This window comes from Streptococcus sp. ZY171113 (assembly GCF_057748235.1).
Genome location: NZ_CM173243.1, coordinates 2125001 through 2149714, shown reverse-complemented (window position 1 = coordinate 2149714; position 24714 = coordinate 2125001). Strand labels below are relative to the sequence as shown.

Annotated in this window: 36 protein-coding genes, 1 tRNA gene and 1 rRNA gene; 36 read left to right on the top strand and 2 right to left on the bottom strand. The window is 46.1% G+C overall.

The window, feature by feature from the left end; genetic code table 11:
- Positions 1-10: 10 nt before the first annotated feature.
- Entirely contained in the window at positions 11-1465 is a 1455-nt protein-coding gene (gltX, locus tag AC3ARB_RS10320) for a glutamate--tRNA ligase (RefSeq protein WP_488320454.1), read from the top strand.
- Positions 1466-1703: 238 nt separating this feature from the next.
- Here the strand turns inward: gltX and AC3ARB_RS10315 are convergent, their stop codons facing one another.
- Positions 1704-2900, bottom strand: coding sequence for a hypothetical protein (locus tag AC3ARB_RS10315; protein WP_488320453.1), 1197 nt, complete (start codon positions 2898-2900; stop codon positions 1704-1706).
- 349 nt (positions 2901-3249) lie between these two features.
- Positions 3250-3945, bottom strand: coding sequence for a hypothetical protein (locus AC3ARB_RS10310; protein WP_488320452.1), 696 nt, complete (start codon positions 3943-3945; stop codon positions 3250-3252).
- 207 nt (positions 3946-4152) lie between these two features.
- Here AC3ARB_RS10310 and rnpA point away from each other — a divergent pair, with 207 nt between their 5' ends.
- From rnpA to AC3ARB_RS10135, 35 genes are all read left to right on the top strand, one after another.
- Positions 4153-4512 carry a ribonuclease P protein component gene (gene rnpA / locus AC3ARB_RS10305; RefSeq protein WP_488320451.1) on the top strand — a complete coding sequence of 120 codons (360 nt, stop codon included), beginning with the start codon at positions 4153-4155 and terminating at the stop codon, positions 4510-4512.
- On the top strand, positions 4493-5305 hold the full coding sequence (locus AC3ARB_RS10300) for a YidC/Oxa1 family membrane protein insertase (RefSeq protein ID WP_488320450.1): 813 nt from the start codon (positions 4493-4495) through the stop codon (positions 5303-5305). Before rnpA ends, AC3ARB_RS10300 begins: the two co-directional genes overlap by 20 nt.
- Before the next feature lie 10 nt (positions 5306-5315).
- Complete coding sequence (jag, locus tag AC3ARB_RS10295) at positions 5316-6155, top strand: RNA-binding cell elongation regulator Jag/EloR (RefSeq protein ID WP_488320449.1); 840 nt, start codon at positions 5316-5318, stop codon at positions 6153-6155.
- A gap of 273 nt (positions 6156-6428) precedes the next feature.
- Positions 6429-6737 (top strand): 30S ribosomal protein S10, encoded by a 309-nt coding sequence (gene rpsJ, locus AC3ARB_RS10290; RefSeq protein ID WP_488320448.1) that lies wholly within the window; start codon positions 6429-6431, stop codon positions 6735-6737.
- A gap of 104 nt (positions 6738-6841) precedes the next feature.
- Positions 6842-7468, top strand: coding sequence for a 50S ribosomal protein L3 (gene rplC, locus AC3ARB_RS10285; RefSeq protein ID WP_488320447.1), 627 nt, complete (start codon positions 6842-6844; stop codon positions 7466-7468).
- Between the two features lie 24 nt (positions 7469-7492).
- The gene (gene rplD / locus AC3ARB_RS10280; RefSeq protein WP_488320446.1) at positions 7493-8116 is read left to right on the top strand and encodes a 50S ribosomal protein L4; all 624 of its coding nucleotides are present in this window, start codon (positions 7493-7495) and stop codon (positions 8114-8116) included.
- The gene (locus AC3ARB_RS10275) at positions 8116-8412 is read left to right on the top strand and encodes a 50S ribosomal protein L23 (protein WP_488320445.1); all 297 of its coding nucleotides are present in this window, start codon (positions 8116-8118) and stop codon (positions 8410-8412) included. Before rplD ends, AC3ARB_RS10275 begins: the two co-directional genes overlap by 1 nt.
- A gap of 17 nt (positions 8413-8429) precedes the next feature.
- Positions 8430-9263 carry a 50S ribosomal protein L2 gene (rplB, locus tag AC3ARB_RS10270; RefSeq protein WP_488320444.1) on the top strand — a complete coding sequence of 278 codons (834 nt, stop codon included), beginning with the start codon at positions 8430-8432 and terminating at the stop codon, positions 9261-9263.
- A gap of 196 nt (positions 9264-9459) precedes the next feature.
- On the top strand, positions 9460-9741 hold the full coding sequence (gene rpsS / locus AC3ARB_RS10265; RefSeq protein WP_000533766.1) for a 30S ribosomal protein S19: 282 nt from the start codon (positions 9460-9462) through the stop codon (positions 9739-9741).
- 15 nt (positions 9742-9756) lie between these two features.
- Positions 9757-10101: a 50S ribosomal protein L22 gene (gene rplV / locus AC3ARB_RS10260; protein ID WP_488320443.1), complete on the top strand. Its 345-nt coding sequence runs from the start codon at positions 9757-9759 to the stop codon at positions 10099-10101.
- A 12-nt stretch (positions 10102-10113) separates the two neighbouring features.
- Positions 10114-10767, top strand: a complete 654-nt coding sequence (rpsC, locus tag AC3ARB_RS10255; protein ID WP_488320442.1) for a 30S ribosomal protein S3 — start codon at positions 10114-10116, stop codon at positions 10765-10767.
- A 3-nt stretch (positions 10768-10770) separates the two neighbouring features.
- A complete protein-coding gene (gene rplP / locus AC3ARB_RS10250) occupies positions 10771-11184 on the top strand; it encodes a 50S ribosomal protein L16 (protein WP_488320441.1) in 414 nt (137 codons plus the stop codon).
- A 9-nt stretch (positions 11185-11193) separates the two neighbouring features.
- Entirely contained in the window at positions 11194-11400 is a 207-nt protein-coding gene (rpmC, locus tag AC3ARB_RS10245) for a 50S ribosomal protein L29 (protein WP_488320440.1), read from the top strand.
- Positions 11401-11423: 23 nt separating this feature from the next.
- Positions 11424-11684, top strand: coding sequence for a 30S ribosomal protein S17 (rpsQ, locus tag AC3ARB_RS10240; protein ID WP_000440801.1), 261 nt, complete (start codon positions 11424-11426; stop codon positions 11682-11684).
- 21 nt (positions 11685-11705) lie between these two features.
- A complete protein-coding gene (gene rplN / locus AC3ARB_RS10235) occupies positions 11706-12074 on the top strand; it encodes a 50S ribosomal protein L14 (RefSeq protein ID WP_488320439.1) in 369 nt (122 codons plus the stop codon).
- A 180-nt stretch (positions 12075-12254) separates the two neighbouring features.
- Complete coding sequence (gene rplX / locus AC3ARB_RS10230; protein ID WP_488320438.1) at positions 12255-12560, top strand: 50S ribosomal protein L24; 306 nt, start codon at positions 12255-12257, stop codon at positions 12558-12560.
- Positions 12561-12583: 23 nt separating this feature from the next.
- Positions 12584-13126 (top strand): 50S ribosomal protein L5, encoded by a 543-nt coding sequence (gene rplE / locus AC3ARB_RS10225; protein WP_488320437.1) that lies wholly within the window; start codon positions 12584-12586, stop codon positions 13124-13126.
- A gap of 17 nt (positions 13127-13143) precedes the next feature.
- Positions 13144-13329: a type Z 30S ribosomal protein S14 gene (locus tag AC3ARB_RS10220; RefSeq protein ID WP_001085697.1), complete on the top strand. Its 186-nt coding sequence runs from the start codon at positions 13144-13146 to the stop codon at positions 13327-13329.
- A 101-nt stretch (positions 13330-13430) separates the two neighbouring features.
- A complete protein-coding gene (gene rpsH / locus AC3ARB_RS10215) occupies positions 13431-13829 on the top strand; it encodes a 30S ribosomal protein S8 (RefSeq protein WP_488320436.1) in 399 nt (132 codons plus the stop codon).
- 172 nt (positions 13830-14001) lie between these two features.
- A complete protein-coding gene (gene rplF, locus AC3ARB_RS10210) occupies positions 14002-14538 on the top strand; it encodes a 50S ribosomal protein L6 (protein ID WP_488320435.1) in 537 nt (178 codons plus the stop codon).
- Between the two features lie 100 nt (positions 14539-14638).
- Entirely contained in the window at positions 14639-14995 is a 357-nt protein-coding gene (gene rplR / locus AC3ARB_RS10205; RefSeq protein WP_488320434.1) for a 50S ribosomal protein L18, read from the top strand.
- A gap of 17 nt (positions 14996-15012) precedes the next feature.
- On the top strand, positions 15013-15507 hold the full coding sequence (gene rpsE, locus AC3ARB_RS10200) for a 30S ribosomal protein S5 (protein WP_488320433.1): 495 nt from the start codon (positions 15013-15015) through the stop codon (positions 15505-15507).
- Positions 15508-15521: 14 nt separating this feature from the next.
- Complete coding sequence (gene rpmD / locus AC3ARB_RS10195) at positions 15522-15704, top strand: 50S ribosomal protein L30 (protein ID WP_488320432.1); 183 nt, start codon at positions 15522-15524, stop codon at positions 15702-15704.
- Between the two features lie 116 nt (positions 15705-15820).
- Positions 15821-16261, top strand: a complete 441-nt coding sequence (gene rplO, locus AC3ARB_RS10190; protein ID WP_488320431.1) for a 50S ribosomal protein L15 — start codon at positions 15821-15823, stop codon at positions 16259-16261.
- Between the two features lie 16 nt (positions 16262-16277).
- The gene (gene secY, locus AC3ARB_RS10185; RefSeq protein ID WP_488320430.1) at positions 16278-17585 is read left to right on the top strand and encodes a preprotein translocase subunit SecY; all 1308 of its coding nucleotides are present in this window, start codon (positions 16278-16280) and stop codon (positions 17583-17585) included.
- A gap of 154 nt (positions 17586-17739) precedes the next feature.
- Positions 17740-18381: an adenylate kinase gene (locus tag AC3ARB_RS10180; RefSeq protein WP_488320429.1), complete on the top strand. Its 642-nt coding sequence runs from the start codon at positions 17740-17742 to the stop codon at positions 18379-18381.
- Between the two features lie 116 nt (positions 18382-18497).
- A complete protein-coding gene (gene infA / locus AC3ARB_RS10175; protein ID WP_018374463.1) occupies positions 18498-18716 on the top strand; it encodes a translation initiation factor IF-1 in 219 nt (72 codons plus the stop codon).
- Positions 18717-18741: 25 nt separating this feature from the next.
- Complete coding sequence (gene rpmJ, locus AC3ARB_RS10170) at positions 18742-18858, top strand: 50S ribosomal protein L36 (RefSeq protein ID WP_000868345.1); 117 nt, start codon at positions 18742-18744, stop codon at positions 18856-18858.
- Between the two features lie 18 nt (positions 18859-18876).
- Positions 18877-19242: a 30S ribosomal protein S13 gene (gene rpsM, locus AC3ARB_RS10165; protein WP_488320428.1), complete on the top strand. Its 366-nt coding sequence runs from the start codon at positions 18877-18879 to the stop codon at positions 19240-19242.
- A 17-nt stretch (positions 19243-19259) separates the two neighbouring features.
- Positions 19260-19643: a 30S ribosomal protein S11 gene (gene rpsK / locus AC3ARB_RS10160; protein WP_488320427.1), complete on the top strand. Its 384-nt coding sequence runs from the start codon at positions 19260-19262 to the stop codon at positions 19641-19643.
- Between the two features lie 49 nt (positions 19644-19692).
- A complete protein-coding gene (locus tag AC3ARB_RS10155; protein WP_488320426.1) occupies positions 19693-20631 on the top strand; it encodes a DNA-directed RNA polymerase subunit alpha in 939 nt (312 codons plus the stop codon).
- Between the two features lie 15 nt (positions 20632-20646).
- Positions 20647-21033, top strand: coding sequence for a 50S ribosomal protein L17 (rplQ, locus tag AC3ARB_RS10150; protein ID WP_488320425.1), 387 nt, complete (start codon positions 20647-20649; stop codon positions 21031-21033).
- 238 nt (positions 21034-21271) lie between these two features.
- Positions 21272-22546: a glutamate-cysteine ligase family protein gene (locus tag AC3ARB_RS10145; RefSeq protein ID WP_488320424.1), complete on the top strand. Its 1275-nt coding sequence runs from the start codon at positions 21272-21274 to the stop codon at positions 22544-22546.
- Between the two features lie 322 nt (positions 22547-22868).
- Positions 22869-24413: ribosomal RNA gene (locus AC3ARB_RS10140) — 16S ribosomal RNA — on the top strand.
- A 77-nt stretch (positions 24414-24490) separates the two neighbouring features.
- Positions 24491-24563: transfer RNA gene (locus AC3ARB_RS10135), tRNA-Ala, on the top strand.
- Positions 24564-24714 lie beyond the last annotated feature (151 nt).

The window sequence follows — 24714 nt, the reverse complement described above, 5'->3', positions numbered from 1 at the left end:
GGAGTACACCATGTCTAAACCTATCCGTGTGCGTTACGCACCAAGCCCAACGGGCCTGCTTCATATCGGTAATGCCCGCACCGCCCTCTTCAACTACCTCTATGCCCGCCACCACGGCGGCACCTTCCTGATCCGTATCGAGGACACGGACCGGGAACGCCATGTGGAAGATGGCGAGCGGTCCCAGCTGGAAAACCTGCGTTGGTTGGGTATCGACTGGGACGAAAGCCCAGAAACCCATGACCAGTACCGCCAGTCTGAACGCCTGGACATTTACCAAGAATACGTGGACCAGCTGATTGCCAACGGCCTGGCCTACAAATCTTACGTAACCCGTGAGGAATTGGATGCTGAGCGGGACCGCCAAGAGGCAGCTGGCGAGCCCCCTCGCTACATCAACGAGTACCTGGGCATGACTGAGGACCAAAAAGCCGCCTACATTGCGGCGCGTGAAGCCGCTGGCATCGTGCCGACCGTTCGTTTGGCCGTCAAGGAAGAGAACATCTACGCTTGGAATGATATGGTCAAGGGCGAGATTTCCTTTGAAGGTGGCAACATCGGTGGTGACTGGGTTATCCAGAAGGCTGACGGCTACCCGACCTACAACTTTGCCGTTGTTATCGACGACCACCTCATGGGCATTTCCCACGTTATCCGTGGCGATGATCACATTGCCAACACGCCGAAACAGCTCATGGTCTATGAGGCCCTGGGTTGGGAGGCTCCTGAGTTTGGCCACATGACCCTGATTATCAACTCAGAAACGGGTAAAAAACTCTCTAAACGGGACGTTAACACCCTGGCCTTCATCGAGGACTACCGCAAGAAGGGCTACCTGCCTGAGGCTGTCTTCAACTTCATCACCCTCTTGGGCTGGACCCCAGGCGGCGAGGAGGAAATCTTCTCCAAAGAGGACATCATCAAGCTCTTTGATGAGAACCGACTCAGCAAGTCTCCAGCCTCCTTTGACCAGAAGAAACTGGCCTGGATGAGCGGTGAGTACATCAAAAAATCTGACCTGTCCACCATCTTTGACCTCTGCAAACCTTATTTGGAAGCGGCTGGCCGCTTGACCGATAAGGCGGAAAAATTGGTGGCCCTTTACAAGCCGCAGCTGACCGCTGCTGATCAGATTGTGGAGCTGACTGACCTCTTCTTTACCGACTTCCCAGAGCTGGGCCAAGCTGAAAAAGAGGTCATGGCTGCCGAGACCGTTCCGACTGTCCTCAATAGTTTCAAGGAGAAACTGGCAGAGCTGACAGCAGACGACTTCACTCCAGAGAACATTTCAGCTCAAGTCAAGGCTGTTCAAAAAGATACTGGCGTTAAAGGCAAAAACCTCTTCATGCCAATCCGTATCGCCGTTTCTGGTCAAATGCATGGCCCAGAACTGCCAGATACCATCTACCTACTTGGTAAGGACAAGGCCCTGTCTCACATTGAGCAAGTCTTGGACAGCCTGTAAGCAAGAATTTTATCCAAAAAATCGAGGCCAGGATTTAGTCCTGGCCTCTTTGGTTGTTTAATTAAACGTGCCGTAGTGGTTGAGCATCTCAAGGGGGATCAGCTTTGAAGGTGGGAATTCGTGACTTGCAAGGCAACCCATTCCTTTAATTCACTGATGTCCTCAGCTGAACAGGATTGAGAAGCCTGGTGAGATTAGTCAGCTCAAAGAGCCCACTTCCAAATGCTGTTTGGCCAAGTTAGGGCATTTGAGCCAGCCAGATTTGGCCGTTTTCTAGGAGCAGGTAGGCCTTGTCCTTGTAGCTGAGTGTTTTGATGATAGGGGCGGGCAGTTGGTCAGGGAGCTTGGAGACTTGTCCAGCCTTGTCTAGGAGAGCCAGGCTCTGATAGCCCGTCTGGGGAATGAGGGCAAAGGCCTCTGTCTCTACGGCCAAGTTGGTTTCACGGCTGTGAATAGCATGGTTGCTGATACCGTCGGCCAAATGCTTGGGACGGAGCAGGGGATAGGTCTGGTCATAGGCGACCAGCTCCATTTTCAGGTGGGGCATGTGGACGGCATAAAGCTGTTGGTTAAAGACAAAGGGAGACTGCCAACGGTTGCTGGGCAGTGCCTGGCTCTGAGCCTCGAGTTGGAGCTTGCCGTCTTTTAGGCCGACAAGAACGGTTCGCCCGCCCTGACCTTGACCGGACATGACACTGACCAGATGGTTTCGACCATTTTGGTTGCGGCTGGTGAGGCGATTGCCCTCAAAGACCAGGCCAGCTATGCTCAGCGGCTCAGCCAGAGGGGTCAGGTCATGGCGTTCCAGGTACTGGATTTCTTGGGCTTCGATGCTGTCGCCCAAAACGCCATGTTGGTAGGTCTGACTATCGGGTTTGGCCAGGACTGCGATGTGACCATCAGAAGGGCTCTGCCCCGCCAGGTTGACCTGATAAGGGTGGCTATCTGGGAGGACAGGGTCCTTGCTGGTCGCTTCGATAACTGCTCGGCCATTTTTCAAACCGATACGCACAAGGCGGTTATCCCCGTTCTGGGGGCTGACGGCGATGGTTGCTAGTCTAAGAGCCACCATACCAGCCTCCTTGGCGAGGGGAATGGCAGAGCGATAGACCTGTTCAGGGGTCCAAAGCAGAAAGTTACCGCTGGCATCAGCAGCGGCAATTCGACCGTGCTGAGCGGTCAGGGCCACCTCAGGCGACAGGCCGTCCAGGAGGGGCTTGGGCTGACCAAGTTGCCAAAGCTGGCCACTATCGGTGATGACAAAGACTTGCCCTTGTTCGTTGACCGTCAGTTGGCGAATGGTTCCAAGCTGTGCAGTGTCCAAGGTTTGGAGTGTTAGCTTTGAGTTTCTTGGCTCGGGTTGAGTATTTTTGAGTTTAGTGATGATAAAGAGGCTCAGGGCCAAGGGGAGGCCCAACCAAAAGAGTTTTTTCATGGAATCTCCTTTCTCTCTTGATTGTAACACAGTTTAGCAAAAAATCCCACCTGTAAGAGGTGGGAAAAGGCTTATTCCACTCGGGTCATATGGACACCGCCAGTGGTTGGGTAAGTGTAGTCAGCAGGGTCCATATGTTGCCCAAATTACCAAACCTTGGTTGAGATGCGGCAATCCTCGTGGCGTACCGCATCGGTATGAATAGCACCAGGCCCCCACCCAAGCCTGTCTGAGCAAGGGTATGCCAGTCGCCTACCAAATCATCAAACCGTACCGCTCCATTGCCTAAATCGTGGAAGAGGCCGATTGTGGGGGTTCAAGTGCTAGGTTTCTTGGTAGGGAGCTGTCTTTATTCTACCCAGGTCAATACTGGTCCGTTTTTAGGGACGTATTCATAAGTAGTTGGGTCTTGAGTGGGGTCAAATTGCCAAATCTGGTTTGTAATGGTGCCGTTGCCGTTAATCAAAACACCAATTTCAAAGTGTCCATAACCACCAAGGCCAGAACCGGCAGTAACGTCGTTATCGCCGCCGATATTCTCGAAACGATAGAGCCCCTCACCAACCATTTCAGAGCTTTCGATGGTTGAATAGCGGTAATGACTGGTGCCGCTCTCAAAGTCAATTAATTCTTTAAGAACACTACCGTCAGGGTTAAATGTTAAAATCACTTTAAAGTTCTCGCTAATGGGAGTAAATTCCCAGCTACCAATTAGTTCGTCAGGGAAAGGAGGGAGGTCGGGACGCTCGCCCCCTGTTTCGGGTTTCGTTTGGTTGGTGGCGACGTCATCAGCCTGGTCTTGACTGCTATCCTCACTAACGTCTTCGCCAAGTTCTCCACTAGGCTCTGAGTTGGTAGTCGTTTCTACTTGATTAGCAGCGACCGTGGAACTGGTGCTTGAGGCTTGTGGTTTTTGAACCATAGCTGAGCTGCTTGGTGGGGTCGAGCTGGCAGGTTTAGAGGTTTCTTCAACCTTGTTTTGACAGCCTACTAAAAGTAGGCTGGTGCTGAATAAGATTAAGAAGAATTTAGCAGACTTGAACATAGGAAACTCCTTTATGAATAATTTATTTCTGTATTGTTACAAATTTGTTACAATTATAGTTTAATCTATTATCCTAAAAAATACAAGCGATTATCAGAAAAAATAAAAATTTTTTGAAAGGTTGCTGCGAGAATGAAACCGCCCCCTATTTGCATTTTTTAGATTTGTGATATAATAGAGAGTATAGAAAGAAGTGGGGAACATGTTTTGAAAAAAAGCAATCGGGTCAAACGTGACCAGGATTTCCAAGTGCTTTTTAAGCGAGGCAAGAGTTATGCCAATCGGAAATTCGTGGTTTATTGTGTTGACAGGGAACTTGGCCACCTACGCTTAGGTTTATCAGTGAGTAAAAAATTAGGGAAGGCAGTGGTTCGAAACCAGATTAAACGCCGTCTGCGTCATGCTGTCCAGGGTCTGCAAGATAGGCTTTTGCCCTATGATATGGTTATCATCGCTCGAAAGGGTGTCGAACTTTTGACCTACCAGGAAATTGAGCAGAACTTGACCCATGTTTTAAAACTAGCCGCACTTTATCAGGAGGATTATCGTGAATCGCAAAAAACTTAGCCTACTGGCCTTGGCCAGCCTGGTCTTGACGGCATGTAGCCGTCAGACCACAGACATCACCAGTTCATCCGAAACCCTCTGGGAGCAGTTTGTCTATTTCTTTGCCCAGATGATTCAAAAGCTATCTTTTGGTGGCTTGGTTGGTGTGGGGATTATCCTCTTCACCCTTGTCTTGCGTTTGGTGTTGTTGCCCCTTTACAACCTACAAATTAAATCTAGTCAGAAGTTGCAAGACCTCCAGCCCGAACTTCGTGCCTTGCAGGCCAAATATCCTGAAAAGGACATGGATAGTCGGGTTCAGTTGACCGAGGAAACCCAGGCCCTTTACAAGGCTCACGGGGTTAATCCTTTGGCCAGTCTCTGGCCACTCTTGCTTCAGTTGCCAGTTTTGTTAGGCCTTTTCCAGGCCTTGACCCGAGTGGAGTTTTTGCGGACAGGTCACTTCTTATGGTTTGATATCGCCAAGCCAGATCCTTACTTTATCCTGCCCCTGTTGGCAGCAGGCTTTACCTTCCTATCGACCTGGTTGACTAGCAAGGGCAGTCGGGAGCAATCAGGAGCGACAGCCTTTATGACCTATCTGGCCCCGGCCATGATTTTGCTCTTCTCAGTGCAGATGGCCAGCGGTGTCACCCTCTATTGGACGGTGTCCAATGCCTTCCAAGTGGTGCAGATTCTACTATTTAATAACCCCTTCAAGGTGATTGCAGAACGTGAAGCTATCGCTCAGGCGGAAAAGGCCCGTCAAGCCAAGATTCGCCGTGCTAAAAAGAAAGCAATGAAAGCTAAATAAGGAGACAAACATGGTACTATTTACAGGTGTAACTGTCGAAGAAGCAATTGAAGCTGGATTGGCCAAGCTAGGCCTCAGCCGTTCCCAAGCCCAAATCACAGTCTTATCCAAGGAAAAAAAAGGTTTTTTAGGTTTTGGGAAAAAGCTGGCGCAGGTTGACTTGGAACCCCTGGCCGAAGAGGTGACTCTCCAAGTGCCACAAGAAGCGGTGGAAGACCTCCTTGTGGTGGAAGAAGTCGCCGTTGAAGTTGTGGAGCAAGAGCCGTCAGAGCCTGTTCGCGAAGAGAAGGCACCAGACACGCCAGTCACAGAAGAGGTCGTGGCTCCCCTTGAACCCATGACTCAAGATGATTTTGCAGCCTTTGTGGCTAAGGAGTTTAAGGATAGCCGCCATAAACTGGAAGATGCCAGTGTTGACGTGATTGCCTATCTTGAAAAGATTATTTATGAGATGGATTTAGAGGCCAGCATCACGCCAAATTTGAGCCGTCGCCATATTGTTTTGCAAATTGAAACCTCAGAACCTGGTCGTCTGATTGGTTATCATGGCAAGGTTTTGAAGTCGCTTCAGCTTTTGGCTCAAAATTATTTGCATGACCGCTACTCAAGAAATTTTTCGATCTCGCTCAATGTGCGTGACTATTTGGAACACCGCACAGAAATCCTGATTGATTTTGCCAACAAGGCTGCCCAAAAAGTGCTGGCAACCGGCCGTCCTTATCGTTTGGATCCCATGACCAATAGCGAACGCAAAATCATCCACAAAACAATTTCTAAGATTTCGGGTGTAGAGAGCTATTCTGAAGGAGATGACCCAGAACGCTACGTTGTTATTGTCAGCAGAGACTAACCTATCAAACCAACCTGTTGCGGTTGGTTTTTTCATTTTTTGCAGGAAACGTATGAGTTAGATGGGAAAAGATGAAGTGAAAAGTTTTTTTGAAAAAATGAGTATAAATCCTTGCAATATCAACTTTTCTTTGGTATCATTGTAAAAGTGCTGTAAGTCACAGTGCTGGCGTTGAGTCAAGAGGTTGCGACACGCTCGGTTGCATTGCCACGCAACTCGTGTTGGTTTTCTTGAGGAGCCGTCCTATATCACATAGCCGAAAAGGAGAAAAAGATGGCAAACAAAAAAATCCGTATCCGTTTGAAAGCGTACGAGCACCGTACACTTGATACAGCGGCGGAAAAAATCGTTGACACTGCTAGCCGTACAGGTGCGACAGTTGCTGGTCCAGTACCACTTCCGACTGAGCGTAGCCTTTACACCATCATCCGTGCGACTCACAAGTACAAAGATTCTCGTGAGCAGTTCGAGATGCGTACTCACAAACGTTTGATCGACATCATCAACCCAACTCAAAAAACAGTTGACGCTTTGATGAAATTGGATCTTCCAAGTGGTGTAAACGTCGAAATCAAACTCTAATTTGATTTCAAGGAGCATGAAAAACGCTCGGTAAAAACTTTTTTGAGCATGAAAAACGCTCATTAAAAACTTTTTAATAAAATCTGAAAAGGAAATATTTTCTCATGACAAAAGGAATCTTAGGGAAAAAAGTGGGAATGACTCAAATCTTCACTGAAAACGGTGAATTTATCCCTGTTACTGTCATCGAAGCAACACCAAACGTTGTTCTTCAAGTGAAAACCCTTGAAACTGACGGCTACCAAGCTGTTCAAGTTGGTTTTGATGACAAACGCGAAGTTTTGAGCAACAAACCTGCCAAAGGTCACGCTGCTAAAGCAAACACGACTCCTAAGCGCTTCATTCGTGAATTCAAAAACATTGAAGGCTTGGAAGTTGGTCAAGAAATCACAGTTGAGCAATTCGCTGCCGGCGATGTTGTGGATGTAACTGGTACGTCTAAAGGTAAAGGTTTCCAAGGTGTTATCAAACGCCATGGTCAATCACGTGGTCCTATGGCTCACGGTTCGCGTTACCACCGTCGTCCTGGTTCAATGGGTCCTGTTGCACCTAACCGTGTGTTTAAAGGTAAAAACCTTGCAGGTCGCATGGGCGGCAACCGCGTAACCATCCAAAACCTTGAAATCGTTCAAGTTATTCCAGAAAAGAACGTTCTTTTGGTTAAAGGTAACGTTCCAGGTGCTAAGAAATCTCTTATCATCGTCAAGTCAGCTGTTAAAGCTGCTAAATAATAAAGAAAGGGGAAATCAGTTAAAATGGCAAACGTAAAATTATTCGACCAAACTGGTAAAGAGTTGAGCTCAATCGAACTTAACCCAGCAGTTTTCGGCATCGAGCCAAACGAGTCAGTTGTCTTTGATGTTGTCATCAGCCAACGCGCTAGCCTTCGCCAAGGTACGCATGCGGTTAAAAACCGTTCAGCAGTATCAGGTGGTGGCCGCAAACCTTGGCGTCAAAAGGGTACAGGTCGTGCCCGTCAAGGTTCAATCCGCTCACCACAATGGCGTGGCGGTGGCGTAGTCTTCGGACCAACTCCACGCTCTTATGCTTACAAACTGCCACAAAAAGTGCGTCGCTTGGCCCTGAAATCAGTTTACTCAGCTAAAGTTGCTGAAGAAAAATTTGTCGCTGTTGATGCTCTTTCATTTGCAGCTCCAAAAACTGCTGAATTTGCAAACGTGCTGTCTGCACTTGCTATCGATTCAAAAGTACTTGTTATCCTTGAAGAAGGTAACAAATTTGCAGAGTTGTCAGCTCGTAACATTCCAGGTGTTAAAGTAGCGACAGCGAAAACTGCAAGCGTCCTTGACATCGTTAACGCAGACAAACTTCTTGTTACTAAAGAAGCAATCTCTACTATCGAGGAGGTTCTTGCCTAATGAACTTGTATGACGTCATCAAAAAGCCAGTTATCACTGAAAAGTCTATGGTTGCTCTTGAAGCAGGCAAGTACACTTTTGAAGTCGATACTCGTGCTCACAAACTCTTGATCAAACAAGCTGTTGAAGCTGCGTTTGAAGGTGTTAAAGTTGCAAGTGTCAACACAGTAAACGTGAAACCAAAAGCAAAACGCGTTGGACGTTACACTGGTTTCACAAGCAAAACGAAAAAAGCAATCATCACGCTTGCAGCTGATTCTAAAGCAATCGAGTTGTTCGCAGCTGATGCTGAATAATCTAAGGAGGTATTAACGTGGGTATTAAAGTTTATAAACCAACGACAAATGGCCGTCGTAACATGACTTCTTTGGATTTCGCTGAGATTACTACAAGCACTCCTGAGAAGAGCTTGCTTGTTTCTCTCAAGAGCAAAGCTGGTCGTAACAACGCTGGTCGCATCACTGTTCGTCACCAAGGTGGCGGTCACAAGCGTCACTATCGCTTGATCGACTTCAAACGTAACAAAGACAACGTTGAAGCAATCGTTAAAACCATCGAGTACGATCCAAACCGTTCTGCAAACATCGCTTTGGTTCACTACACTGACGGTGTGAAAGCCTACATCATCGCCCCTAAAGGTCTTGAAGTTGGTCAACGCATCGTATCTGGTCCAGAGGCCGACATCAAAGTTGGTAACGCTCTGCCACTTGCTAACATTCCAGTCGGTACTGTTATCCACAACATCGAGTTGAAACCAGGTCGTGGTGGTGAGTTGATTCGCTCTGCTGGTACATCTGCTCAAGTACTGGGTCAAGAAGGTAAGTACACGCTTGTTCGCTTGCAATCAGGCGAAGTTCGCATGATCTTGTCAACCTGCCGTGCGACTGTTGGTACCGTAGGTAACGGTGAGCACTCACTCGTTAACGTTGGTAAAGCCGGTCGTAGCCGTTGGAAGGGTATCCGTCCAACTGTTCGCGGTTCGGTAATGAACCCTAACGATCACCCACACGGTGGTGGTGAAGGTAAAGCACCAGTTGGTCGTAAAGCACCGTCTACTCCATGGGGTAAACCTGCTCTTGGCCTTAAAACTCGCAACAAGAAAGCTCGTTCAAACAAACTTATCGTTCGTCGTCGTGGCGAAAAATAAGCAACTGACTAGCTAGAAGTGGTTTCGCTTGCCTTTAGGGCAAGGCAGGTCGCTGAGAGCTGTACTAAGCGTACGCTGAAGCGACCTAAGGCAGTCATAAAGGACAAACGAAGCCACGACTCATTCCGCCAGCTCGGTAGCCCGCTTCTAGCGGGCAGGCCGTTGTGGTACATATTTTAAAGGAGAAACATTAAAAATGGGACGCAGTCTTAAAAAAGGACCTTTCGTCGATGAGCATTTGATGAAAAAAGTTGAAGCTCAAGCCAACGACGAGAAGAAAAAAGTCATCAAAACTTGGTCACGTCGTTCAACGATTTTCCCAAGCTTTATCGGCTACACTATCGCTGTCTATGACGGCCGCAAACACGTGCCAGTTTATATCCAAGAGGATATGGTAGGTCACAAACTTGGTGAATTTGCACCAACTCGTACTTACAAAGGCCACGCTGCAGACGACAAGAAAACACGTCGTAAATAATAGGAGGAGGACACAATGGCAGAAATTACTTCAGCTAAAGCAATGGCTAAGACAGTCCGTGTTTCACCTCGTAAAACACGTCTTGTTCTTGATCTCATCCGTGGGAAGCACGTTGCAGACGCAATCGCAATCTTGAAATTCACTCCAAACAAAGCTGCTACTGTAATCGAGAAGGTTCTTAACTCAGCCATCGCGAACGCAGAAAACAACTTCGGTTTGGAAAAAGCTAACCTGGTCGTATCTGAAACTTTTGCTAACGAAGGACCAACTTTGAAACGTTTCCGTCCACGTGCTAAAGGTTCAGCTTCACCAATCAACAAACGTACAACTCACATCACTGTGGTTGTATCAGAAAAATAAGGAGGTAACATCGTGGGTCAAAAAGTACATCCAATTGGTATGCGTGTCGGCATCATCCGTGATTGGGATGCCAAATGGTATGCTGATAAAGAATACGCGGATTACCTCCATGAGGATCTTGCAATCCGTAAATTTGTAAAAGCAGAACTTGCTGAGGCTGCGGTTTCTACTATCGAAATCGAGCGTGCCGTAAACAAGGTTATCGTATCCCTTCACACCGCTAAACCAGGTATGGTTATCGGTAAAGGTGGTGCTAACGTTGATGTTCTTCGTGGTCAATTGAACAAATTGACTGGTAAGCAAGTACACATCAACATCATCGAAATCAAACAACCTGATTTGGATGCTCACCTTGTTGGTCAAAGCATTGCTAAACAACTTGAGCAACGTGTGGCTTTCCGTCGTGCTCAAAAACAAGCTATCCAACGTGCTATGCGTGCAGGTGCTAAAGGAATCAAAACTCAGGTATCTGGTCGTCTGAACGGTGCGGACATCGCCCGTGCAGAAGGCTACTCTGAAGGAACTGTTCCACTCCACACCCTGCGTGCGGACATTGATTACGCTTGGGAAGAAGCAGACACTACTTACGGTAAACTCGGTGTTAAAGTATGGATCTACCGTGGTGAAGTTCTTCCAGCTCGTAAAAACGCTAAGGGAGGTAAATAACACATGTTAGTACCTAAACGTGTAAAACACCGTCGTGAATTCCGTGGTAAAATGCGCGGCGAAGCCAAAGGCGGCAAACAAGTAGACTTCGGTGAATTTGGTCTTCAAGCAACAACTAGCTCATGGATCACTAACCGCCAAATCGAAGCTGCCCGTATCGCTATGACGCGTTACATGAAACGTGGTGGTAAAGTTTGGATCAAGATCTTCCCACACAAATCATACACTGAAAAAGCAATCGGTGTGCGGATGGGTTCTGGTAAAGGTGCACCTGCAGGTTGGGTTGCTCCAGTTAAACGTGGTAAGGTAATGTTCGAGGTTGCAGGCGTTTCTGAAGAAATCGCCCGCGAAGCCTTCCGTCTTGCCGGCCACAAGTTGCCAGTTAAGGTTAAATTCGTCACTCGCGACGCAGAATAGGAGAAGGTCATGAAACTTAAAGAAATTAAAGATTTTGTCAAAGAACTTCGTGGCCTGTCTCAAGAAGAACTTGCTAAGAAGGAAAACGAACTCAAGAAAGAACTCTTCGAGCTTCGTTTCCAAGCTGCAGCAGGTCAACTTGAGCAAACTGGTCGTTTGAACGAAGTTAAAAAGCAGATTGCTCGTGTAAAAACTGTGCAATCTGAATTGAACTAATAGATTGGGAAAGGAGCATTTCAATGGAACGCAATAATCGTAAAGTTCTTGTTGGACGCGTGGTGTCTGACAAAATGGACAAAACCATCACTGTTGTAGTTGAAACCAAACGTAACCACCCAGTCTATGGTAAACGCATCAACTACTCTAAAAAGTACAAAGCTCATGACGAGAACAACGTCGCTAAAGAAGGCGATATCGTTCGTATCATGGAAACTCGCCCATTGTCAGCTACAAAACGCTTCCGCTTGGTAGAAGTGGTTGAAGAAGCTGTCATCATCTAAGCCTGAAAGGAGAACATTGGAATGATTCAACAGGAATCTCGATTGAGAGTTGCTGACAACAGCGGTGCTCGCGAAATCTTGACCATCAAAGTTCTTGGTGGTTCAGGTCGCAAGTTCGCTAACATCGGTGACATTATCGTTGCATCTGTAAAACAAGCTACTCCTGGTGGCGCTGTTAAAAAAGGTGATGTTGTCAAGGCAGTTGTTGTACGTACTAAGACTGGCGCTCGTCGTCCAGACGGTTCTTACATCAAATTTGACGACAACGCAGCGGTTATCATCCGTGAGGACAAAAACCCTCGTGGTACTCGTATCTTCGGCCCAGTTGCACGTGAATTGCGTGAAGGTGGCTTCATGAAGATCGTGTCATTGGCACCAGAAGTACTTTAATCGGAGTAGGGCTTGAGGGTTTGTTCCAAGCTAGGCAGCGAACTGATAGCGTACTTGTGGTACGGTAAAGTGAGCTAACGACGTTTGGGGCAAACCAACTGCCCTAATCAAAACAAACTTAGTCCCCTGGCCGTTAGGCCAGGGTGCCCTTAGGGGCGTAAGAAATCATAGGAGAACATCATGTTTGTAAAAAAAGGCGACAAAGTTCGCGTCATCGCTGGTAAGGACAAGGGCAAAGAAGCCGTTGTTTTGGCAGCTCTTCCAAAAGTTAACAAAGTTATCGTTGAAGGCGTAGCTCTTGTTAAGAAACACCAACGTCCAACCAACGACCTGCCTCAAGGTGGTATCGTTGAGAAAGAAGCGGCTATCCACGCTTCAAACGTTCAAGTATTGGACAAAAACGGCGTTGCTGGACGTGTTGGCTACAAGTTTGTAGACGGCAAAAAAGTTCGCTACAACAAAAAATCAGGCGAACTGCTTGACTAATCACGAAGGAAAGGAGAAGTAACATGGCAAATCGTTTAAAAGAAAAATACCTTAAAGAAGTTGTTCCTGCTTTGACAGAACAATTCAGCTACCCATCAATCATGGCAGTGCCAAAAGTTGAGAAAATCGTTCTTAACATGGGTGTTGGTGATGCGACTTCTAACGCTAAAAACCTTGAGAAAGCAGCTGCTGAGCTTGCCCTTATCTCAGGTCAAAAGCCACTCATCACTAAAGCTAAGAAATCAATCGCCGGCTTCCGTCTTCGTGAGGGCGTTGCTATCGGTGCGAAAGTAACCCTGCGTGGCGAACGCATGTACGAATTCTTGGACAAATTGGTTAGCGTTTCACTTCCTCGTGTCCGTGACTTCCACGGTGTTCCAAACAAGTCATTTGACGGACGTGGTAACTACACACTTGGTGTGAAAGAGCAATTGATCTTCCCAGAAATCAGCTTCGATGACGTTGATAAAGTACGCGGTATGGACATCGTTATCGTTACAACTGCTAACACTGACGAAGAGTCTCGTGCATTGCTTAAAGGCCTTGGTATGCCTTTTGCTAAATAATATAGGAGGTAAATCAAATGGCTAAAAAATCTATGATTGCTAAGAACAAGCGTCCAGCGAAGTTCTCTACGCAAGCTTACACCCGTTGCGAAAAATGTGGCCGTCCACACTCAGTTTATCGCAAGTTCAAATTGTGCCGTGTTTGCTTCCGTGAATTGGCATACAAAGGACAAATCCCAGGCGTTACCAAGGCTTCTTGGTAATCCAAAACTCTGCGAGTTTTGGATTAGGACTGCCCTGGCAACCCTAAATCATTAACTAGCAAGTGAAGTATTCAAACTACTAGTAAGAGGAGAAATATAAAATGGTTATGACTGACCCTATTGCAGACTTTTTGACTCGCATCCGTAACGCCAATATGGCCAAACACGATGTGCTTGAAGTCCCTGCATCAAACATCAAAAAAGGGATTGCTGAAATCCTGAAACGCGAAGGTTTCGTGAAGAACGTTGAAATCATCGAAGACGACAAGCAAGGCATTATCCGTGTCTTCTTGAAGTACGGTGTGAACGGCGAGCGTGTTATCACAAACTTGAAACGTGTTTCTAAACCAGGTCTTCGCGTTTACTCAAAACGTGACGATATTCCACGTGTCCTTAACGGCCTTGGAATTGCCATCATCTCAACATCAGAAGGTCTTTTGACAGACAAAGAAGCTCGTCAAAAGAACGTTGGTGGTGAGGTCTTGGCCTACGTTTGGTAATCTTCTCGCTTCCAATAGCTTTGCCACTCAGTGTTAGAGCTTCTTGTCGTACCTAAGTACTGTCTGCGAAGCTCTGCCTTGATTGGCGGTGCTCTTGAAACCGAGTTGTCCAAACCCCGTGAAAACTCGTCGCTTCTAGCGGCTTGACAATTTAACAGGAGAAAATAAACTTATGTCACGTATTGGTAATAAGGTGATTGTATTGCCTGCAGGTGTTGAGATTTCTCAAAACGCTGGCACTGTCACTGTAAAAGGCCCTAAAGGTGAGCTCACTCGTGAGTTCAACACAAACATTGAAATCCGTGTTGACGGTACTGAAGTAACTCTTCACCGTCCAAACGATTCAAAAGAAATGAAAACCATCCACGGTACATCTCGTGCCAACCTCAACAACATGGTTGTTGGTGTTTCTCAAGGTTTCAAGAAAGACTTGGAACTTAAGGGGGTTGGTTACCGTGCTCAATTGCAAGGAACTAAACTGGTTCTTTCTCTTGGTAAATCTCACCAAGACGAAGTTGAAGCACCAGCTGGTATCACCTTCACAGTTGCTAACCCAACGTCTATCTCTATTGAAGGGATTAACAAAGAAGTTGTTGGTCAAACAGCTGCATTCGTTCGTAGCCTGCGTTCACCAGAGCCTTACAAAGGTAAAGGTATCCGTTACGTTGGTGAATACGTTCGTCTTAAAGAAGGTAAAACTGGTAAGTAATAGGGCTTGGTGCTGGGTAGAGAACTTGTTCTTCTGCTCGGCCATTTCCCTAAAAAACTCTAGGCTCCTTGTGGCCTAATCAAAGTAAGAGGTGAAAATTGTGATTTCTAAACCAGATAAAAATAAAATCCGCCAAAAACGCCACAAGCGTGTTCGCGGTAAACTCTCTGGAACTGCAGAACGCCCACGTTTGAACGTTTTCCGTTCTAATACAGGCATCTACGCTCAAGTGATTGATGACGTAGCGGGTGTAACGCTCGCAAGTGCATCAACTCTTGACAAGGCTGTTTCAAAAGGAACTAAAACAGAACAAGCCATTGTTGTTGGTAAACTCGTTGCTGAACGTGCTGCTGCTAAAGGCATTACTGAAGTGGTCTTTGACCGCGGTGGTTACCTTTACCACGGACGTGTTAAGGCTTTGGCTGATTCAGCCCGTGAAAACGGCCTGAAATTCTAATAGGAGGATACTGAATAATGGCATTTGAAAAAAATGTAGCCGAACTGGAAGAGCGTTTGGTTGCTGTCAACCGTGTTTCTAAAACTGTTAAAGGTGGACGTCGTCTGCGTTTTGCAGCTTTGGTGGTTGTTGGTGACCGTAACGGTCGTGTAGGTTTCGGTACTGGTAAAGCTCAAGAAGTTCCAGAAGCGATCCGTAAGGCTGTTGAAGACGCTAAGAAAAACCTTATCGATGTGCCAATGGTTGGGACAACTATTCCTCACGAAGTTCGTTCAGAATTTGGTGGTGCAAAAGTTCTCTTGAAACCTGCTGTAGAGGGTGCTGGGGTTGCCGCTGGTGGTGCCGTACGTGCCGTTGTCGAATTGGCAGGTATTGCAGACATCACGTCTAAATCACTTGGTTCAAACACACCAATCAACATCGTTCGTGCGACTGTTGAAGGGTTGAAACAATTGAAACGTGCTGAAGATGTTGCGGCTCTTCGTGGCATCTCAGTGTCTGACTTGGCATAAGAAAGGAGATTATCATGGCTCAAATTAAAATTACTTTGACTAAGTCTCCAATCGGACGCATTCCAGCTCAACGTAAAACCGTTGTTGCTCTTGGACTTGGTAAACTTCAAAGTTCAGTTGTTAAAGAGGATACACCTGCTATCCGTGGCATGATCACAGCAGTGTCTCACTTGGTAACTGTTGAAGAAGTAAAATAAAAGACTTTAGTCGCTGGATTTTCTAGCGGCTTAAAGTCTATGAAATAGAAGCGAGTTCTGACTGGTCCTCCTAGACCAGTTCAGGGCGCTAGCATATAAAAAGGAGAAAATTAATAATGAAACTTCATGAATTGAAACCTGCAGAAGGTTCTCGTAAAACTCGCAACCGTGTCGGTCGTGGTACCTCTTCAGGTAACGGTAAGACTTCAGGTCGCGGTCAAAAAGGTCAAAAAGCTCGTAGCGGTGGCGGTGTTCGTCCAGGCTTCGAGGGTGGTCAAACACCTTTGTTCCGTCGTTTGCCTAAGCGTGGTTTCACTAACATCAACGCTAAAGAGTACGCTTTGGTTAACCTTGACGCCCTCAATGTTTTTGAAGACGGTGCTGAAGTAACTCCAGTTGTTCTTAAAGAAGCTGGTATTGTACGTGCTGAAAAATCAGGCATCAAGATTCTTGGCAACGGCGAATTGACTAAGAAACTCACTGTTAAAGCAGCTAAGTTCTCTAAATCTGCTGAGGCAGCAATCATTGCTAAAGGTGGTTCAGTAGAAGTCATCTAATTGAGAGGTACTTCTTATGTTTTTCAAATTACTCTTTGAAGCACTCAAGCTCAAGCATGTGCGTAAAAAAATCATGTTTACGCTTTTCATCGTTTTGGTGTTTCGTATCGGTACCCATATTACTGTACCTGGGGTCAATGTAAAGAGTTTGGAACAGTTGGCTGATTTACCTTTCCTTAACATGCTCAATCTGGTATCAGGTAATGCGATGACTAACTTTTCCATCTTTGCCATGGGGGTTAGTCCCTACATCACAGCATCCATTGTCGTTCAGCTCTTGCAAATGGACATTGTTCCTAAGTTTGTGGAGTGGGGCAAGCAGGGGGAGGTTGGCCGTCGCAAACTCAATCAGGCGACCCGCTACATTTCTCTCTTCATTGCTTTTGCCCAATCAGTTGGTATCACGGCTGGCTTTAACGCCTTGTCTAGTGTTGCCTTGATTGATAAACCTAACTGGCAGACCTATGTGCTGATTGGTAGCATTCTTACAGCAGGGAGCGTTATTGTGACCTGGCTGGGTGAGCAGATTACTGACAAGGGCTTCGGAAACGGGGTGTCCATGATTATCTTCTCAGGGATTATCTCATCGATTCCAAATACCTTTAAGACTATTCACGAAGATTACTTTGTGAACATTAAGGCCAGTGAATATGAAACATCTCTGGTCTATGTGGCTAGCTTTGCTTTGGCAACCTTGGTGATTATTTTCTTTACGACATTTGTCCAACAAGCAGAGTATAAAATCCCGATTCAGCACACAAAGTTGACACAGGGAGCTTCTAACAGCTCTTACCTGCCGCTCAAGGTCAACCCTGCTGGTGTTATTCCCGTAATCTTTGCCAGCTCGATTACCACCTTGCCAACCACTATTTTACCCTTCTTCCAAAGAGGGAACCAGATTATTCCATGGTTGGATCATTTAAGGCAGGCCTTGTCTTATCAATCGCCGACAGGTATGGCCCTCTATGCTTTTCTGATTGTTGTCTTTTCTTTCTTCTATACCTTTGTACAAGTCAATCCTGAAAAGACAGCTGAGAATTTGCAAAAGAGTGCTTCTTACATCATCGGTGTTCGTCCAGGTCGTGAAACCGAGAAATTCATGTCTAGCCTTTTGAAAAAATTGTCTACAATTGGTGCCGTTTTCTTGGCCTTCATCGCCTTGACACCAATTGTGGCCCAACAAGTCTTTGGCTTGGCTTCAAACATCGCTCTAGGTGGTACCAGTTTGTTGATTTTGATTTCTACGGGAATCGAAGGCATGAAACAGCTGGAAGGCTACCTGCTCAAGCGGCGTTATGTTGGCTTTATGAACTTAAAAGATTAGGTCATGAAAAAATAAAATAGAAACTGGGCAGAATTTGCCCAGGGAGTGGGCTGGCTGTTCTCAACAGCCTACCCGCTCTCTATTTTGTTTTTATACCAGTTTATCTCAGAGGTAGATTGGTATAAAAACAAAATAATAGAAAAAAGGAGATAGGATGAATTTTTTAATCATGGGGTTGCCAGGTGCTGGTAAGGGCACGCAGGCAGCCAAGATTGTGGAAACCTTTGGAGTTGCCCACATTTCGACAGGTGACATGTTCCGTGCTGCTATTGGTAACCAGACGGAACTAGGTGTTTTGGCCAAGAGCTATATTGACAAGGGAGAGTTGGTACCTGATGAGGTGACTAACGGGATTGTCAAAGAGCGTTTGGCTCAAGACGACATTAAGGAGAACGGCATCTTGCTTGACGGTTACCCGCGTACCCTTGAGCAAGCTCACGCTTTGGATGGGGCAATGGCAGAGCTGGGCCTCAAGCTTGACGGTGTCATCAACATCGATGTTGACCCAGAAAGTTTGGTTGAACGTCTCAGCGGTCGCATTATCCACAAGGAAACTGGTGCAACCTTCCACAAAATCTTCAACCCACCAGCAGGTGACTACAATGAAGACGACTACTACCAACGCGAAGATGACAAACCTGAGACCGTGAAACGTCGCCTGGATGTCAACATCGCCCAAGGTGAGCCTATTTTGGCCCATTACCGTGCTAAAGGCCTGGTTCACGACATCAATGGTAACCAGGAAATCGATACCGTTTTTGAAACTGTCGAAAAAGTTATCAATTCTTTGAAATAATCAGATAATCCTGCTTGCATATAGGCTTAAAGCGTGCTATAATAGGCTAGTCTGACTTATATTATTACCCTTTTAATAAAGGGACATCAAATCGAAATTTGAAGGAGGTCTTTTGCGTGGCAAAAGAAGATGTGATTGAAATCGAAGGCAAGGTCGTTGATACCATGCCAAACGCCATGTTTACGGTAGAATTGGAAAATGGTCATCAAATTCTAGCCACCGTTTCTGGTAAAATCCGCAAGAACTACATTCGTATTCTTGTCGGTGACCGTGTGACGGTAGAATTGAGCCCATACGATTTGACCCGTGGACGCATCACATACCGCTTTAAATAGTCGAAATAATTGGAGGGATTAAAACATGAAGGTAAGACCATCGGTTAAACCAATTTGCGAATACTGCAAAGTTATTCGTCGTAACGGTCGTGTTATGGTGATTTGTCCAACAAACCCTAAACACAAACAACGTCAAGGCTAGAAATAGAAAGGAGAAAACATGGCTCGTATCGCTGGAGTTGACATTCCAAATGACAAACGCGTAGTGATTTCATTGACTTACGTTTACGGTATCGGACTTGCTACTGCTAAGAAAATCTTGGCTGCTGTTGGCATTTCTGAAGACGTTCGCGTAAAAGATTTGACATCTGATCAAGAAGACGCTATCCGTCGTGAAGTGGATGCAATCAAAGTTGAAGGTGACCTTCGTCGTGAAGTTAACCTTAACATCAAACGTTTGATGGAAATCGGTTCATACCGTGGTATCCGTCACCGTCGTGGATTGCCTGTTCGTGGTCAAAACACCAAGAACAATGCTCGTACCCGTAAAGGTAAAGCAGTTGCTATCCCAGGCAAGAAAAAATAAAATAGGAGGTAAATAAATTGGCTAAACCAACACGTAAACGTCGTGTGAAAAAGAATATCGAATCTGGTATTGCTCACATCCACGCGACATTTAACAACACAATTGTTATGATTACAGATGTGCATGGTAACGCTTTGGCGTGGTCATCAGCTGGTGCCCTTGGTTTCAAAGGTTCTCGTAAGTCTACACCATTTGCTGCCCAAATGGCTTCAGAAGCTGCTGCTAAAGCTGCTCAAGAACACGGTCTTCGTACAGTTGAAGTTACTGTTAAAGGCCCTGGTTCAGGTCGTGAATCAGCTATCCGTGCCCTTGCTGCCGCTGGTCTTGAAGTAACCGCTATTCGCGATGTGACTCCTGTACCGCACAATGGTGCTCGTCCTCCGAAACGTCGTCGTGTGTAATTCATAACCTGCTGTGTCCTACACCAGATTCGTTTCGAGGGAGTAATAAATGATTGAGTTTGCAAAACCAATAATAACAAAAATTGATGAAAACACCCATTCCGGTAAGTTTGTCATTGAACCACTTGAACGTGGTTACGGAACAACTCTCGGAAACTCTCTTCGTCGTGTACTTCTGTCCTCTCTTCCAGGAGCGGCGGTAACATCAATTAAAATTGATGGGGTACTCCACGAATTTGATACTGTCCCAGGTGTCCGTGAAGATGTCATGCAAATTATCCTTAATATTAAGGGACTTGCTGTCAAATCTTACGTGAACGATGAGAAAACAATCGAGCTTGATGTTGTAGGCCCTGCTGTAGTAACAGCTGGCGATCTCTTGACGGATAGTGATATTGAAATCGTTAACCCAGATCATTACCTCTTTACTATTGCAGAAGGAGCAAGCTTTAAGGCTACCCTTAAGGTTAACACCAACCGTGGTTATGTTCCGGCAGAAAACAATAAAAAAGAGGATGCTCCGGTTGGGACCTTGGCTGTAGATGCCATCTACACGCCAGTTAAGAAGGTTAACTATCAAGTCGAGCCTGCCCGTGTCGGTAGTAACGACGGCTTTGATAAATTGACCATCGACATTGAAACAAACGGGACCATCATTCCAGAAGATGCCCTGGGCTTGTCTGCTAATGTTTTGATTAGCCACCTGAACCTGTTTACAAATCTGACTGACTTGGCTAACACCATGGATGTGATGAAAGAAGCAGAAACAGTTTCAGATGAGAAAGTCTTGGACCGCACCATCGAAGAATTGGACCTGTCTGTTCGCTCATACAACTGTTTGAAACGTGCCGGTATCAATACCGTTTACGATTTGACAGAAAAATCTGAACCAGAAATGATGAAAGTTCGCAACCTTGGCCGTAAGAGCCTTGAGGAAGTGAAAGTTAAACTCGCAGATCTTGGTTTGGGTCTTAAAAACGATAAATAATTTAAGGAGGATAACATGGCTTACCGTAAATTAGGACGCACTAGCTCACAACGTAAAGCAATGCTTCGCGATTTGACGACTGACCTGTTGATTAACGAATCAATCGTGACAACTGAAGCTCGTGCTAAAGAAATCCGTAAAACCGTTGAAAAAATGATTACTCTTGGTAAACGTGGTGACTTGCATGCCCGTCGTCAAGCAGCAGCATTTGTTCGCAACGAGATTGCATCTGAAGGATTTGACGAAGCGACTGACAAATACGTGTCAACAACTGCTTTGCAAAAATTGTTCTCAGAAATCGCACCTCGCTATGCTGAGCGTAACGGTGGATACACTCGTATCCTGAAAACTGAGCCTCGTCGTGGTGACGCAGCTCCGATGGCTATCATCGAACTTGTTTAATCATCAATTTTGTTGAGTGTTATGATGATGGAAAGCTTGCTTTCTTAGTCTAGCTCTGGTCTGCCGCTGGGCTTGTCCCAGCGGTAACACTCATCATCATTGGAAGGTAACGCTTGTTTACGCCAAGTTTCTAAACCTTAGAAACCTGCCGTAAGCAGGCGTTTTTTGTTATCTGGCCAAATGGCTTAAACAGCTCTGCTATGGTATAATAGAGCCAAGTAAAGGCTAGGAGGCAATTATGAGGCATGTCACAGAATATTTGCGGGAGATCTATTTGACACCATTACAGGAAGAAAGGGAACTCTATATTGGTGTTGAACTGGAATTTCCAATTGTTGCGATTGACGGCCAGGCAACAAATCTAGAGGTTAGTCAATCACTGATGGTCCATTTAGTAGAGTGTTTGGGGGCAGTTGTCGAAAAATGCGATAGTGACAGCAATCCTGTGGAGTTACGCCTTCCTGAAACGGGAGATACCATCTTGTTCGAAGTGTCTTATACTATTTTGGAGATTGCTTTTGCAAAATCAAAAACGATAGGGGATATAGCCAAGCGATTTGAGACTTATTTAAATCTTATCCAAGGCTTTTTAAGACAGCATGGGCATGAGTTGCAAGGAAAAGGTATCCATCCTGCCTGGCAACAAAACGATAACAAACCAGTTGCTCTCCCCCGCTATCAAATGCTCATGGCCTATCTCAGATTGTCTGAACAAGTTCCCAAAGGATCTTGTCATGCCTTTCCAGATTATGGTGCCTTTATCTGTGGAAACCAGGTCCAGCTTGATGTGACCAAACACAATTATCGTCGTGTTCTTAATGCTTTCAACAAAATTGAAGCAGCCAAGGCCTATCTTTTTGCAAATTCCAGCTTTTCGGGTGCGGACTGGAAAACAAGGATAGCTAGGGATATTTTTTGGGAGGAATCCATGCATGGCTTACTCAAACCCAATGTTGGTGTTTATCCAGAAGATTTTCAGGATGATCAAGCCTACCTAATCTACCAGTCTCAAACAGCCATGTTTACGGTCGTTCGTCGAGATAAAACCTATTATTTCCCTCCTCTGTCTGTCGTAAACTTTTTGAGTCAACAAACCATAGATGCCTTGGATTTAGCCGCCAAGTCCTACCAGATTAGGCCCTGTCTTGAGGATTTGGCCCATCATCGTAGCTACCATTATCAAGCCCTAACTCGCCGTGGCACCGTTGAATTTCGCAGCGTTTGCACACAACCTTTGGAGCTTACCTTTGCTCCGACAGCTTTTCATTTAGGATTAATGGAAAATTTGGCAGAGCTTGAAGCTTATTTAGCAGAAGCACCATTTTTTACGCAATATGGAAGAGATTACCCCTCCCTCCGCAGGAAATTTGCTAGTCCTTTTTTATCAGAAATCGAAAAAAATCATGTTCGGGAATTCTCGGAAAAACTCTTGGATTTAGCGATTGAAGGACTAGAAAAAAGAGGATTTTCAGAAGAAAAACACCTCTTAAAACTAAAAACATCAAAAGAATGAGATAAGGAGAAAAATCACCTTCACTTAAGGGTGATTTTTTTGAGAAAAAAGACTTGCGTGACTCTTAGAACTATGGTATTATATAAAAGTTCTCAATTGAGAACATTAGATGACCAACAAAAAAACTTCAAAAAAAGTTAAAAAAAGTTGTTGACAAACACTTAAAAAGTTGGTAAACTAAGATAGTTGTCTCGCAAGAGACATCATGACCCTTGAGAACTGAACAAGACGAACCAAGTTGGGATTGAATTTGATGTTTAATCCCGTCAATAAAAACAATAAACGGATAAGCCAGTCGGCTTAGCCGGACAAACAATTATATTTATATGAGAGTTTGATCCTGGCTCAGGACGAACGCTGGCGGCGTGCCTAATACATGCAAGTAGAACGCTGAAGAGGAGCTTGCTCCTTGGATGAGTTGCGAACGGGTGAGTAACGCGTAGGTAACCTACCTGGTAGCGGGGGATAACTATTGGAAACGATAGCTAATACCGCATAATAGTTTTGGTCGCATGACTGAAACTTGAAAGGGACAATTGTTTCACTATCAGATGGACCTGCGTTGTATTAGCTAGTTGGTGAGGTAACGGCTCACCAAGGCTTCGATACATAGCCGACCTGAGAGGGTGATCGGCCACACTGGGACTGAGACACGGCCCAGACTCCTACGGGAGGCAGCAGTAGGGAATCTTCGGCAATGGACGCAAGTCTGACCGAGCAACGCCGCGTGAGTGAAGAAGGTTTTCGGATCGTAAAGCTCTGTTGTAAGAGAAGAACGTTGAGTAGAGTGGAAAGTTACTCAAGTGACGGTATCTTACCAGAAAGGGACGGCTAACTACGTGCCAGCAGCCGCGGTAATACGTAGGTCCCGAGCGTTGTCCGGATTTATTGGGCGTAAAGCGAGCGCAGGCGGTTTAATAAGTCTGAAGTAAAAGGCAGTGGCTCAACCATTGTATGCTTTGGAAACTGTTGAACTTGAGTGCAGAAGGGGAGAGTGGAATTCCATGTGTAGCGGTGAAATGCGTAGATATATGGAGGAACACCGGTGGCGAAAGCGGCTCTCTGGTCTGTAACTGACGCTGAGGCTCGAAAGCGTGGGTAGCGAACAGGATTAGATACCCTGGTAGTCCACGCCGTAAACGATGAGTGCTAGGTGTTAGGCCCTATCCGGGGCTTAGTGCCGGAGCTAACGCATTAAGCACTCCGCCTGGGGAGTACGGCCGCAAGGCTGAAACTCAAAGGAATTGACGGGGGCCCGCACAAGCGGTGGAGCATGTGGTTTAATTCGAAGCAACGCGAAGAACCTTACCAGGTCTTGACATCCCTCTGACCGGCCTAGAGATAGGCTTTCTCTTCGGAGCAGAGGTGACAGGTGGTGCATGGTTGTCGTCAGCTCGTGTCGTGAGATGTTGGGTTAAGTCCCGCAACGAGCGCAACCCCTATTGTTAGTTGCCATCATTCAGTTGGGCACTCTAGCGAGACTGCCGGTAATAAACCGGAGGAAGGTGGGGATGACGTCAAATCATCATGCCCCTTATGACCTGGGCTACACACGTGCTACAATGGCTGGTACAACGAGTCGCAAGTCGGTGACGGCAAGCTAATCTCTTAAAGCCAGTCTCAGTTCGGATTGTAGGCTGCAACTCGCCTACATGAAGTCGGAATCGCTAGTAATCGCGGATCAGCACGCCGCGGTGAATACGTTCCCGGGCCTTGTACACACCGCCCGTCACACCACGAGAGTTTGTAACACCCGAAGTCGGTGAGGTAACCTTTATGGAGCCGGCCGCCTAAGGTGGGATAGATGATTGGGGTGAAGTCGTAACAAGGTAGCCGTATCGGAAGGTGCGGCTGGATCACCTCCTTTCTAAGGAACTCCTTATGGGGAAACGGATACTTGAGTTTGTCTTGTTTAGTTCTGAAGGGTTATACCCATCGGTATGTGGGGCCTTAGCTCAGCTGGGAGAGCGCCTGCTTTGCACGCAGGAGGTCAGCGGTTCGATCCCGCTAGGCTCCATAGGATATAAGTTCCTACTAAACTGAATAAAGTGAAGTTGAACACGTGACTAATTTCTTAGTAAATTTCTCGCCCTTTCCTAGACTGCGAGCAGTCGTCGTCAGGTTTCGAAATTTATACAGAAATTTCCGCAAGCGGACCGTCACTTTGT